Source organism: Streptomyces sp. NRRL F-5727, from assembly GCF_000719555.1.
In the GTDB taxonomy this organism is placed as follows: Bacteria; Actinomycetota; Actinomycetes; order Streptomycetales; family Streptomycetaceae; genus Streptomyces.
The window spans coordinates 198,755-211,365 of sequence record NZ_JOGX01000001.1 but is presented as its reverse complement, the minus strand read 5'-3'; the positions used below and the strand labels follow the sequence as shown (position 1 = coordinate 211,365).

The 12,611-nt window shown below is 73.3% G+C and carries 10 protein-coding genes and 1 riboswitch; of the genes, 3 read left to right on the top strand and 7 right to left on the bottom strand.

Translation table 11 applies throughout. The features are described from left to right. Positions 1–339 precede the first annotated feature (339 nt). Together IF73_RS0101060 and IF73_RS0101055 are read left to right on the top strand one after the other, a co-directional pair. Positions 340–3,381: an alpha-mannosidase gene (locus tag IF73_RS0101060; RefSeq protein ID WP_031002365.1), complete on the top strand. Its 3,042-nt coding sequence runs from the start codon at positions 340–342 to the stop codon at positions 3,379–3,381. Positions 3,382–3,585: 204 nt separating this feature from the next. Beyond that, positions 3,586–4,254: an HAD family hydrolase gene (locus IF73_RS0101055; RefSeq protein WP_031002363.1), complete on the top strand. Its 669-nt coding sequence runs from the start codon at positions 3,586–3,588 to the stop codon at positions 4,252–4,254. A gap of 162 nt (positions 4,255–4,416) precedes the next feature. Here IF73_RS0101055 and IF73_RS0101050 read toward each other — a convergent pair whose 3' ends face one another. Further along, entirely contained in the window at positions 4,417–5,940 is a 1,524-nt protein-coding gene (locus tag IF73_RS0101050) for an aldehyde dehydrogenase family protein (protein WP_031002361.1), read from the bottom strand. A 110-nt stretch (positions 5,941–6,050) separates the two neighbouring features. Then, complete coding sequence (locus IF73_RS0101045) at positions 6,051–7,364, bottom strand: GAF domain-containing protein (RefSeq protein ID WP_051716474.1); 1,314 nt, start codon at positions 7,362–7,364, stop codon at positions 6,051–6,053. 207 nt (positions 7,365–7,571) lie between these two features. Between IF73_RS0101045 and IF73_RS0101040 the strand changes: the two genes are divergently transcribed. Then, positions 7,572–8,027 carry an SRPBCC family protein gene (locus IF73_RS0101040; protein WP_031002358.1) on the top strand — a complete coding sequence of 152 codons (456 nt, stop codon included), beginning with the start codon at positions 7,572–7,574 and terminating at the stop codon, positions 8,025–8,027. An 11-nt stretch (positions 8,028–8,038) separates the two neighbouring features. Here IF73_RS0101040 and IF73_RS0101035 read toward each other — a convergent pair whose 3' ends face one another. The 5 genes from IF73_RS0101035 to IF73_RS0101015 form a co-directional block, all read right to left on the bottom strand. Further along, positions 8,039–8,569, bottom strand: coding sequence for an SMI1/KNR4 family protein (locus IF73_RS0101035; protein WP_051716458.1), 531 nt, complete (start codon positions 8,567–8,569; stop codon positions 8,039–8,041). Between the two features lie 9 nt (positions 8,570–8,578). Further along, positions 8,579–9,391 (bottom strand): ABC transporter ATP-binding protein, encoded by an 813-nt coding sequence (locus IF73_RS0101030; RefSeq protein WP_031002354.1) that lies wholly within the window; start codon positions 9,389–9,391, stop codon positions 8,579–8,581. Next, the gene (locus IF73_RS0101025; protein ID WP_051716473.1) at positions 9,388–10,356 is read right to left on the bottom strand and encodes a FecCD family ABC transporter permease; all 969 of its coding nucleotides are present in this window, start codon (positions 10,354–10,356) and stop codon (positions 9,388–9,390) included. Before IF73_RS0101025 ends, IF73_RS0101030 begins: the two co-directional genes overlap by 4 nt. Before the next feature lie 200 nt (positions 10,357–10,556). Further along, positions 10,557–11,609 carry an ABC transporter substrate-binding protein gene (locus tag IF73_RS0101020; protein WP_031002350.1) on the bottom strand — a complete coding sequence of 351 codons (1,053 nt, stop codon included), beginning with the start codon at positions 11,607–11,609 and terminating at the stop codon, positions 10,557–10,559. Positions 11,610–11,697: 88 nt separating this feature from the next. Next, a riboswitch (cobalamin riboswitch) is annotated at positions 11,698–11,821 on the bottom strand. Between the two features lie 122 nt (positions 11,822–11,943). Next, a complete protein-coding gene (locus IF73_RS0101015) occupies positions 11,944–12,606 on the bottom strand; it encodes a deoxynucleoside kinase (protein ID WP_031002349.1) in 663 nt (220 codons plus the stop codon). Positions 12,607–12,611: the final 5 nt, after the last annotated feature.

Sequence of the window (12,611 nt, the reverse complement as noted above, 5' to 3'; positions counted from 1 at the left end):
CCGCCCGGGGCGGTGGGCCGCCCGGCTCCACAAGGCACGCCTCCTTGGCCTCAGCACGTCGAGACCTACGTCCCCCGGAACCGCCACGCCCCCGGCCTGGTGAACTCCGGCTGGACGGAGGTCTCGACCTGTCCGCCGTCCTCCGCCGCGCCACGGTGAGGCCGGCCCGCAGCCCACCCTGTACGTCCCCGCACCGGTCCTCAGGACAGGCCGCGACGAGATCACCGTCCCCGAACCGCACGCCCCGGCCACCGGCCGCGTGGACCTGCGGGACCGGCCGGATCCCGGCCCGACCGAGGACCGAACAGGCGACCCCGCCCTTCCGTACGGAGAGACACCATGCACAGCAGGCGACGCCTCACCGAGCAGCGGCTCGACCGCGTGCTGAACGAGCGCATCCGGCCCGCCGTCCACGCCCGCTCGGTCCCGCTCCACGTCGAGATCTGGGATGCCCCCGGCGAGCCGGTGCCGGTCGCGGAAGGGCTTGCCGCGCCCTACCGGCCGATCACGGTCGGCCACCGGTGGGGCCCGGTCTGGTCCACCAGCTGGTTCAGGATCACCGCTCGGGTCCCCGAGGCGTGGGCCGGGGAGCGGGTCGAGGCGGTCCTCGACATCGGCTTCGACAAGACCGGTCCCGGATTCTCGGCCGAGGGCCTGGTCCACCGGGCCGACGGCACCGTGGTGAAGGCGCTCAACCCGCGCAACGCCTGGGTACCGGTCGCCGAACCCGCAGTCGGCGGCGAGGAGTTCTCGTACTACATCGAGGCCGCCGCCAATCCGGTCCTGTGCGACGACCACCGGCCGACCCGCCTGGGCGACCGCCCCGCCTGGTTCGACGACCTCGCCCCCGACCCCGAGCCCCTCTACCGAGTGCTCCGGGCCGACCTCGCGGTCTTCGACCGCCAGGTCTGGGAACTCGTCCAGGACCTCGACGTACTGGGCGGCCTGATGCGCGCCCTGCCGGACCAGGAGCCGCGCCGCTGGCAGCTGCTCACCACCATCGAGCGGGCCCTGGACGCCGTCGACCTGCAGGACATCGCGGGCAGCGCCCCCGCCGCCCGCGCCCTGCTGCGCCCCGCGCTCGCCTCCCCCGCCGCGCCCAGCGCCCATCGCCTGTCCGCCGTCGGGCACGCCCACATCGACACCGCCTGGCTGTGGCCGCTGCGCGAGACCGTGCGGAAGGTCTCCAGGACCGTCTCCAACGTGACCCAGTTGATGGACGAACACGCCGAGTTCACGTTCGTCATGTCCCAGGCCCAGCAGTTGGCCTGGCTGAAGGAGCACCGGCCCGAGGTGTACGGCCGCGTCCGGGAGAAGGTCAGGACCGGGCAGTTCCTCCCCGTCGGCAGCCTGTGGGTGGAACCCGACACCAACATCACCGGCGGCGAGGCCCTCGCCCGGCAGCTCGTCCACGGCAAACGCTTCTACCTCGACGAATTCGGCGTCGAGACGCGGGAGATGTGGCTGCCCGACACCTTCGGCTACAACGCGGCCATGCCGCAGCTGATGAAGCTGGCCGGCGTGCGCTGGTTCCTCACCCAGAAGATCTCCTGGAACACGACCAACAGGTTCCCCCACCACACCTTCTGGTGGGAGGGCGTCGACGGCACCCGGATCTTCAGCCACTTTCCGCCGGTCGACACGTACAACGCCGAGCTGTCCGGTGCGGAGATCGCGCACGCCGTCGCCAACTTCCAGGACAAGGGCGCGGCCGAGAGCTCACTGCTGCCGTTCGGTTACGGAGACGGAGGCGGCGGCCCCAACCGCGAGATGCTGGCCCGTGCCGCACGCCTCGCCGACCTCGAGGGCTCGGCGAAGGTCGTCATCGAGAGCCCTGCCGACTTCTTCGCACGGGCGCAGGCCGAGTACCCCGACGCACCCGTGTGGGTGGGCGAGCTGTATCTGGAGTTCCACCGCGGCACGCTCACCAGCCAGCTGCGGACCAAGCAGGGCAACCGCCGCGCCGAGCACCTGCTGCGCGAGGCGGAACTGTGGTCGGCCACCGCCGCCGTGCACACCGGCTTCGCCTACCCGTACGAGGCACTCGACCGGCTCTGGAAGACCGTCCTGCTGCACCAGTTCCACGACATCCTGCCCGGCTCCTCCATCAGCTGGGTGCACCGGGAGGCGGAGCGGACGTACGCCGCCGTCACCGCCGAGCTGCGCGGAATCGTGGACGCCGCCCAGCGCGCCCTGGCCGGGGACGGCGACCAGACCGTGGTCTTCAACGCGGCCCCGTACACCCGCGCCGGCGTCCCCGCCCTCGGCGCCTCGCTCAGGACCGGGGCGCCGGGCCGGCCGGTCGTCCCGACCCGGCATGGAGACGGCTTCGTACTCGACAACGGGCTCGTCCGGATCCTGATCGACCGCCGCGGACTCGTGACCTCCGCCCACGACATCGCGGCCGGCCGAGAAGCCCTGGCCCCCGGTGCCGCGGCCAACCTCCTCCAGCTGCACCAGGACTTCCCCAACGAGTACGACGCCTGGGACATCGACGAGTTCTACCGCAACACCGTCCACGACCTGCTCGAAGCCGAGTCGGTCAGCGCGCACGACGGCGGCGTCCGGATCGTTCGGGCATTCGGCGACTCCCGCGTCGAACAGAGGGTCTCCCTCGCCGAGGGCTCCCGCCGTCTGGACATCGACACCGAGATCGACTGGCACGAGAAGGAGAAGCTCCTCAAGGTCGCCTTCCCGCTCGACGTCCGGGCCGACCACTCCAGCGCGGAGATCCCCTTCGGACACGTCCAGCGCCCCACCCACACCAACACCAGCTGGGACGCGGCCAGGTTCGAGTTCTGCGCGCACCGCTTCCTGCACCTGGGCGAACGCGGATGGGGCGCGGCCGTGGTCAACGACTCGACCTACGGGCACGAGGTCACCCGCGACGTACGGACCGACGGCGGGACCACCACCACGGTCAGGCTCTCCCTGCTGCGTGCCCCCCGCTACCCCGACCCGGACGCCGACCAGGGCCACCACCGCCTGCGCTACGGCCTCGTCGTCGGCGCCGACATCACCGACGCCGTTCGCGAGGGGTACGTGTTCAACCAGCCGGAACGCGCCGTCCCCGGCTCGGCTGAGGTCGCCCCGCTGGTCACGACGGACAACCCGGCGGTCGTCGTCGAGACGCTCAAACTCGCCGACGACCGGTCCGGCGACGTCGTCGTCCGCCTGTACGAAGCGCACGGCGGACGCGCCCGGGCCGTCCTGGCCGCCGGCTTCCCGCTGGCGTCCGCGGCCGTGACCGACCTGCTGGAGCGCGAAATCGAGCCGGCGGAGAACGCGGACGCCGTCCGGCGGGATGGTCAGCAGTTGCACCTGACACTCCGCCCGTTCCAGATCCTCACGCTCCGGCTGCGGCCCTCGACGGGTGGCTGACCGGGGCGCCCGGCGCGGTACGCGTCCTGTGGCCCCAGGGCGTCGTGCCGGGCCCTCACCCACGCGAGGGGCCCCAGCGGCCCGGTCCAGTGGATTCGGGGCCGGTCCCCAGATGCCTGCGAAGCCAGGGGCCGGCCTCGTGCCCCGGAGCGCGCCCGTCGACCCCGCGCAGCCTCGCGCACCCCTACTCCCCAAGGAATCGACGTGCCCGTATTCCCCGCCGCCGTTCTCTTCGACATGGACGGCACACTGGTCGACACCGAGCGCCTCTGGCTGCGGGCGGCCGAAGAGCTCGCCGCCGAACTCGGCCACTCCCTCACCGACGAGGACCTGCCCGAAGTTCTCGGCCGCGCGATCGACCACACCGCCGCACATCTGCACCACATCACCGGGACCCGCTTCACCGCGGACGCCCTCGCCGAGCGCCTCGACGACGCGTTCAGCGGCAAGGTCGCGGCAGAGACCGTCCCACGGCCCGGCGCGCTGGCACTGCTCGCCGAACTGAAGGCTGCCGCCGTGCCGACCGCACTGGTCTCGGCTTCTCCCCGCCGCGTCGTGGACCTGGTCCTCGGCGGCATCGGCGACCACTGGTTCACCGTCACCCTCGCCGCCGAGGACACCGAGCACACCAAGCCCGACCCGGCCCCCTACCTGGCCGCCGCCCACCGGCTCGGCCTCGACCCCGCATCCTGCGTGGCCGTCGAGGACTCCCCGGCCGGCGCCGCCTCCGCGCACGCCGCAGGCTGCTCGGTGCTGGCGGTGCCGTCCAGCGTGCCGATCAGCGCGGGCGAGCGGATCACGCTCCTCGACACCCTGGTCCACGCTGACCTGGGCCTGCTCTCCACGCTGGCCGCCCCGCCCCCGACCGCCTGATGCCGCACCCGCGGTCGCGCCCGCCGGTGCGGGCGCGGACACCCCGGCTCGGCAGGCGGTCCCACGTCATGTCCCTGCGCCGAACGGCAGCGTCCGCCCCGGCGGCCGCGAGGGGCGCCTGGCCCGGGCAAAAGCCCAGGTCAGGCGCCCTCTTTCGTTCCGTTAGAAGAAGCCCAGCTTCTTCGGGGAGTAGCTGACCAGCAGGTTCTTCGTCTGCTGGTAGTGCTCCAGCATCATCTTGTGGGTCTCCCGGCCGATGCCCGACTGCTTGTAGCCGCCGAAGGCGCTGTGGGCCGGGTAGGCGTGGTAGCAGTTCGTCCAGACGCGGCCCGCCTGGATCGCGCGGCCGGCGCGGTAGGCGGTGTTCGTGTCGCGGGTCCAGACGCCGGCGCCCAGGCCGTACAGGGTGTCGTTGGCCGTGCGGATCGCGTCGTCGAAGTCCGTGAAGGAGGTGACCGCGACGACCGGGCCGAAGATCTCCTCCTGGAAGATCCGCATGCGGTTGTCGCCCTCGAAGACGGTCGGCTGGATGTAGTAGCCGCCCTCCAGATCGCCGCCGTGGCCCACCTGCTGACCGCCCGTCAGGATCTTTGCACCCTCCTGCTGGCCGATCTCCAGGTAGGAGAGGATCTTCTTCAGCTGCTCCGCCGACGCCTGCGCGCCGATCATCGTCGCCGGGTCCAGCGGATGGCCCGCCACGATCGCCTCCGTGCGGGCGACCGCCGCCTCCATGAACTCCCCGTAGCAGCCCCGCTGGACGAGCGCCCGGGACGGGCAGGTGCAGACCTCGCCCTGGTTGAGGGCGAACATCGTGAAGCCCTCCAGCGCCTTGTCGCGGAAGTCGTCGTCCGCCGCCCACACGTCGTCGAAGAAGATGTTCGGCGACTTGCCGCCCAGCTCCAGCGTCACCGGCTTCAGGTTCGCGGACGCGTACTCCATGATCAGACGGCCCGTCGACGTCTCACCGGTGAACGCGATCTTCGCGACGCGCGGCGACGAGGCGAGCGGCTTGCCGACCTCCTCGCCGAAGCCGTTGACGATGTTCAGCACGCCCGGCGGCAGCAGGTCCGCGACCAGGCTCAGCCAGAAGTGCACGGAGGCCGGGGTCTGTTCGGCCGGCTTGAGGACCACCGCGTTGCCCGCCGCCAGCGCCGGCGCCAGCTTCCACACCGCCATCAGGATCGGGAAGTTCCACGGGATGATCTGCGCCACCACCCCCAGCGGCTCGTGGAAGTGGTACGCCACCGTGTCCTCGTCGATCTCGCTGAGCGTGCCCTCCTGCGCCCGCAGCGCCCCCGCGAAGTAGCGGAAGTGGTCGATGGCGAGCGGGATGTCGGCGGCGAGGGTCTCGCGGACCGGCTTGCCGTTGTCCCAGGTCTCCGCGACCGCGAGCGCCTCCAGGTTCGCCTCCATCCGGTCGGCGATCCGCAGCAGCACCCCCGCCCGCTCGGCCGGCGCCGTGCGCCCCCACGCCGGGGCGGCCGCGTGCGCCGCGTCCAGGGCGCGCTCGACGTCCTCGGCCGAACCCCGCGCGATCTCGGTGAACGGCCTGCCGTCGACCGGGCTCGGGTTCTCGAAGTACCGGCCGCCGGCCGGGGCGACGTACGCGCCGCCGATCCAGTGGTCGTAACGCGGCTGGTACGCCATGAGCGCGCCCTCGGTACCGGGTGCGGCGTAGCGGGTCATGGGCGGTCCTCCTGCGGGTCGGACGGAGCCGGGCCGCCGGGGCCCCCGGAAGCGGGGCGCGCACGGGCGGCCGGACAGGGCGAGCGCCCGGCGTCCCGGCCGGCGCGCTCTCACCGCCGAGTGTGCGGAAAGGGACGTTGCAACCCCGTTGCACCCGCGGAGAGTTCCGCCTCCAGCGCGTCGAGCCGAGCCCGCACGGGCGCCAGCTGCGCCGCCGTCACCGCGGCGCACAGGGCCCGCCACACCTCCACGTCCTCCTCGCCCCACGCGCTGTACGCCCAGTCCGCGAGCAGCCGCGGATCCGCCCGCGCCACCAGCGCCGCCCGCAGCCGGTCCGCCAGCCGTTCCCGCAGCCGTACGACCCCGGGGGCGGCCGACCCCGGGAGCAGGGGGCCCGGGTACGCGCCAGCGGCGGCCGCCACCGCCCCCGAGGCGAGACGGCGGTCCACGGCCGCGAAGTCCGCGTCCACCGGGACGGCGAGCCGGTACGGACGCGAACACAGCAGCTCCGGACCGAGCAGGGCCCGCAGCCGCGACAGCTCCGCGCGGAGCGTCACCGGCGTGACCGACTCGTCCTCGTAGAGGAGCGTCAGCAGCTCCCCGCCCGTCACCCCCTCCGGGCGGTGCGCGAGCACCACCAGGATCTCGCTGTGCCGCCGGCTCAGCGACAGCCGCCGCCCGTCCACCGTCAGCAGCGCCTCGTCCCGGCCCAGCGCCGTCAGCCGGAGCCGTCCGGACGGCGGGGGAGGGGCGAGCAGCGCCAGCTGCGCCTCCGCCGCCCGCGCCACCGCCCGTACCAGACCGAGACTGTGCGGATGCGCGAGCGGCTCGCCGCCCGTGAGGTCGACCGCCCCGAGCAGCCGCCCGCTGCGCGGGTCGTGCACCGGCGCCGCCACGCACGTCCAGTCCTTCACCGGCGGCCGGAAGTGCTCCGCCGACACCACCTGTACCGGCCGGCCGACGGCGAGCGCCGTCCCCGGCGCGTTCGTCCCCGCCGCGGCCTCGGCCCACCCCGCGCCGGCCACGAAGTTCATCCGCCGCGCCTGCCGCAGCGTCGCCGGATCCCCCTCCACCCACAGCAGGCGCCCGGCCGCGTCGCACACCGCGAGCAGATGCCCGCCGTCCCGGGCGTCCGCGCCGAGCAGCTCCCGGATCACCGGCATCGCCGCGGCCAGCGGATGCTGCTCCCGGTACGCCGCGACCTCCGCCTCCTCCAGCTCCGTCGGTGCCGCGCCGTCCCGGCTCACCCGGGCCCGCTCCGACCGCCGCCACGACTCGGCGACCAGCGCCCGCACCGCCGCCCGCGTACCCGACCCCGGCGCCGTGCCCTGCTCCGGCCCCGGCTCGCGCGGCCCGCTCCTCCGCGTCGTCGCCTCGCTCAACTCGGCCTCCTCATCGAGGACGTACGGCTTCCAGGCGCACATCGTCGTGGCCCGGCCCGCCGCCGACAAGGAGCCGGCGGAGACCGCATATGCCGCCTGTCCGGGAGTCGCCGACCGGGACGGCGCGACTCGCCGCGGGCCGGCGACACACGGGCCGTCGTCCACGCCGGTGACGCGCGCAGCGGATAGCGTCGGGCCGAGGCGCCCCCCGCCGCGCGCTCCCACCCCGGAGGACGGAAGGCAGACGCAGTGTCCCGGAACCGCCGCTTGATCCTGAGCCCGCCCTCCCGCGTGTGGGGCCTGCTCTCCGACGGCCACCGCTACGGGGAGTGGGTCTCGGGTACGCAGCAGGTCCTCGCCGCCGATCCGCACTGGCCCGAGGTCGGCGCCCGCCTCCGCGTCCGGGTCGGCGTCGGCCCGGTCACCCTGGACGACACCTGCGTCGTCCGCATCTGCGAGCCCGAACGCCGCCTGGAGCTGGAGGCGAAGGCGGACCCCTTCGGCGCGGCCCGAATCGCCATGAACCTGATCCCCTGGGGCGGGAACACCCTCTTCCTCCTGGAGTGGCACCCCCTGCGAGGCCCGGGCACCCGCATGCACGGCCTGCCCGTCGACTACCTGGTCTCCATCCGCAACGGCATGATGCTGACGAAACTCGCCCGCATCGCCGTACGCGAGGAACAGCACGCGGCGACACACGTGTGACCCGCTCGGGATCACCTTGCCGAACAGTCGCCGTCCGCGTCGTCGGGATCGAGCGACGCGGCGGAGGCCAGCCGCTCGACGAAGGTCCGGAAGTCCGCGGCCAGCGGCAGTTCCAGGCCGTCCTCCACGTCGAACCACGTCACGGACGGATCGCCGGACGGGCCACAGGCCCGGTAGTCGAGGGCGATCCAGTAGTGCCCGTCGCCGGAGAGCAGCACCAGAGGTGACGGCAGACCCCACTCCTCGACCAGACAGCCCGTGTCCAGCAGGGACATCCAGTCGTCGGACGGGCCGATGCCCAGCACGCTGTCCAGCGGAGCGTGGTTCACGCTCCAGGACGTCGGCACCTCGGTGGGGAACGCGTTCCACGCCTCCGCCACCTGGCCGCCGTTCTGGACCCGCAGGAGCTCCAGCAGCGAGGCCGGCAGCCGGACACCGAGCCGGCGCTCGGCGTCCCGGACGGCCGCGTCGGTCAGGGCCGGCTGGACCCCGTACCGCCCCTCGCCCCAGAACGTCTCCTTGACCTCGTCGAACCGGGCCACGGCAACCTCCTAGGACCTCCTCGGCGAGGTGCCGAGGAACCGGATGTGGGGGCGGCCGTCCGGGGCGGGGTGGGTCACCTCGGCGCGGACGCCGTAGACGTCCGCGATCAGGCGTGCGGTGAGGACCTCGGTCACCGGGCCCGCCGCCGCGATCCGGCCCTCGCGCAGGACCACCACGTGGTCGCAGTACATCGCCGCGAGGTTGAGGTCGTGCAGCGCCATGACGCAGGTCAGGCGCAGGTCCGCGACCAGGGCCATCAGATCGAGCTGGTGCTGGACGTCGAGGTGGTTCGTCGGCTCGTCGAGGAGGAGTTCGCGCGGCTCCTGGGCGAGGGCGCGGGCGAGCTGCACGCGCTGGCGTTCGCCGCCCGACAGGGTGCGCCAGGTGCGGTGCGCCCGCTCGGCCAGACCGGTGCGGGCGAGCGCGGAACGTACCGCTGCCTCGTCGGCGGCCGTCGCCGGCGACCACGCCCGGCGGTGCGGGACGCGCCCGAGGCGGACCGCGTCGGCCACGGTGAGATCGACCTGCGTGTCGGCGTGCTGCTCGACGACGGCCACCCGCCGGGCCAGCGCGCGGCGCGGGACGGCGCGCAGGGGATCGCCGTCGAGGGTGACGACCCCGATGTCCGGGGTCAGGACGCCCGCCAGGACGCGCAGCAGGGTGGACTTCCCCGAGCCGTTCGGGCCCAGCAGCCCGGTGAGCGTGCCCGGGCCCGGCGCGAGGCTCACACCGTCCAGGACCAGTGCGCCGCCCGCGGTACGGGAGACGTGCGCGGCGCGGAGCCCCGCCTCCGCGTCGGTGCGCGGCCGCGTGCCGGTCATCGCGTGCTCCTGGTGCGGTACAGGACGAGGACGAACGCGGGGACGCCGACGAGCGACGTCACCACCCCGACTGGGACCTCCTGGGGATCGAGCACGGTACGGGCGAGGGTGTCGGCCCACACCAGGAACACCGCGCCCGCCAGCGCCGTCAGCGGCAGCAGCCGGGCGTGCCCAGGACCGGCGAGCGCCCGGATCGCGTGCGGCAGCACCAGCCCGACGAAGCCGATCGCACCGGCCGAGGCGACGAGCACGGCCGTCAGCAGCGCGGTGACCGAGAGGAGGACCAGCCGGGTCCGGGCCACCGGCACGCCCAGCGTCGCCGCCGCGTCCTCGCCGAACGCGAAGGCGTCCAGCGTACGGGCGTGGCCGCCGCACACCAGGAGCGCGACGGCGAGCACCGCCGCGCACACCCCGGCGTCGGCCCAGTCGGCGCCGCTCAGCGAGCCGAGCAGCCAGAAGAGCACGCCCCGGGTCGTCTCGGCGTCCGCGGCGGTCATCACCACGAACGAGGTCAGCGCGGAGAAGAGCTGCATCGCCGCCACCCCCGCCAGGACGACGCGGTCCGTCGAACCGCCCAGCGTGTGGCTCAGCAGCAGGACCAGGCCGAAGGAGCCGAGCGCGCCGAGGAACGCGCCCCCGGCGATGGACACCGCACCGCCGCCCACCCCGAGGACGACGACGGCGACGGCCCCGGTCGAGGCACCGGAGGAGACGCCGAGGACGAACGGGTCGGCGAGCGGATTGCGCAGCAGCGACTGCATCACCGCCCCGCAGACCGCGAGCCCGGCGCCGCACACGGCCGCGAGGAGCGTGCGCGGCAGCCGCAGGTCCCAGACGATGCCCTCCCGGATCGGACTCAGGCCGGACGGGCTGCCGCCGAGGTGCGAGGCGACCACCGACCAGGCGTCCGCGACGCGGAGGTCGGCCGGACCGACGGTGACGGCGAGCGCGACGGACGCGCACAGGAGGAGGACCCCGGCGGCGCCGGCGACCGGAGGGAGCGCACGGGAGGAGCGGAGGGAGGGCGGCGAGGCGGGGGTGACGGCGCCCTGATGTCGCTTCTCCCCGGCCCCGGTCCCGGCCGCGGTGTCGGTACCGGCCCCGGCCCCGGCCCCGGCCCCGGCCGCGGAGTCGGTCGTGCTCTGGATTCCCGTGCCCGGCCGCGTCACTTCGCGAGTCCGTACGTCCGCAGCGCGGCGGCCACCTGTTCGATGCCCTCGACGGTGCGGATCGTCGGGTTCATGGCCTGGCCGCTGAGGATCACGTACCGCTTCTTCCGCACCGCCGTCATGTTCCGGGTGACGGGATGGGACTCCAGGAACTCGATCTTCTTCGCGGCGCTCTCGGCCGACTGGGCCTTGCGGGTCAGATCGGCGATCACCAGCACGTCCGGATCGCGGTCGACGACCGTCTCCCAGTTGATCTGCGGCCACTCCTCCTTGGTGTCGTCGAAGACGTTCTTCACCCCGAGTTCCCGGCTGACGATTCCCGGTGCGCCACAGCATCCGGCCATGTACGGGCCCTGGGAGTCGGAGAACCAGTAGAGGACGGACGCGTCGCCGAAGTCGGCGCCGGCCTTGGCCTTCGCCACCCGGGCACGGAGCTCGCCGACGAGCTTCTCGCCGCGCTCCGGGACGCCGAAGATCCCGGCGAGGTCGCGGACCTCGCCGTACACGGTGTCCATCGTCAGCGGCGCGGTCCGGACGCCGTCGCCGTCGCCGCTGTTGTCCTTGCCGACACAGTCGGCGGGGGAGAGGTACGTGGGCACGCCGAGCTGCGTGAACCGCTCCCGCGGCGCCACGCCGCCCTTGCCGAGCGTGTAGAGGAAGGAGGCGCTGACGAAGTCCGGCTCGGTGTCCAGCACCTTCTCGAAGGACGGGTAGCGCTCGGCGAGCCGGGGAACCGTGGCGTTCGCCTTCTCCAGGCCCTTGAGGACGGGGTCCGTCCAGGTGGCGGTGCCCACCATCCGGTCGGCGAGACCGAGCGAGAGCAGGATCTCGGCCGAACCCTGGTCGAGCGCCACGGCGCGGCGGGGGGCCTGGGCGACCTCGACGCGCTGCCCGCAGTTGTCGAGGCTGACGGGCCGGTGGCCGGAGTCGGACCCCTTCCCGCCGGGCGAGGCGGCCGGCGAGGCCGGACCGCCGCCGGCGCAGCCGGCCACGAGGAGACCGCCGGCGACGAGCAGCACGGCGGAACGGACGGGAGGTGCGAAGGGCACGGTGAGGAGTCCTCTGCGTCACGGCTCATGCGCGGAGCCTGTCGTACGGTGCACCCCGGACGACGACCGGCGCCCCCCGGGTGCCAGCAGGTCTTCGGACTCGGGGTCATCCGGACGGAACGCCTTCCCAGGCCCCTCGGGGCCCAGTGGCCGATGTCCCGCCCGTCACCCTCACCGCTGCGCGTCAGTTCCGGATTCCCACCGGATTCCCTGACCCGTGTACGTACCGTGTCGGTACGTACAGAGGTACGACTGGCCTGGGCAAGCTACCACAGACGGATCTTGGACCCGCCCCGCCGGACCTCCCGTCGAGGCCGCGGCAGGGCACGCGGGCTCACCGCCGGCCCGCGACCTCCGCCAGGGCGTTCTTGACCTCCTGGGCCACGCGGGCCGCGTCGTCCGGGTTGTTCACCACGTCCGTGTGGTTCATGTCGACGACGAGGACGTCGCTGGCGGAGTAGTGCTGGTGCACCCACTCGTCGTAGCCGGACCACAGCGTCCGGTAGTACTCGACCAGGCTCTCGTCCTGCTCGAAGTCGCGTCCCCGCAGCCCGATGCGGTGCAGCACCGTCTCGAAGTCCGCCTTGAGGTAGACCATCAGGTCGGGCGCCTTGCGGTACGGCAGGCCCTCGATCTCGCGCATCATCTCGTCGAGCAGCCCCTCGTACACCTGCATCTCGAGGGAGCTGATCCGACCCAGGTCGTGGTTGACCTTGGCGAAGTACCAGTCCTCGTAGATGGACCGGTCGAGCACGCTGTCGTCCTGCTTGTACGCCTCCTTGATCGCGGCGAACCGCGTCTGGAGGAAGTACAGCTGGAGGAGGAAGGGATAGCGCTTGGCCTGGATCTCCTCGGGGCTCGCCGAGTAGAACAGCGGGAGGATCGGATTGTCGTCCACGCTCTCGTAGAAGACCTCGGTGCCCAGCTCCTTGGCGAGCAGTTCGGCCACGCTCGTCTTGCCGATCCCGATCATGCCACCGACGCAGATCACCGGCATCCCTC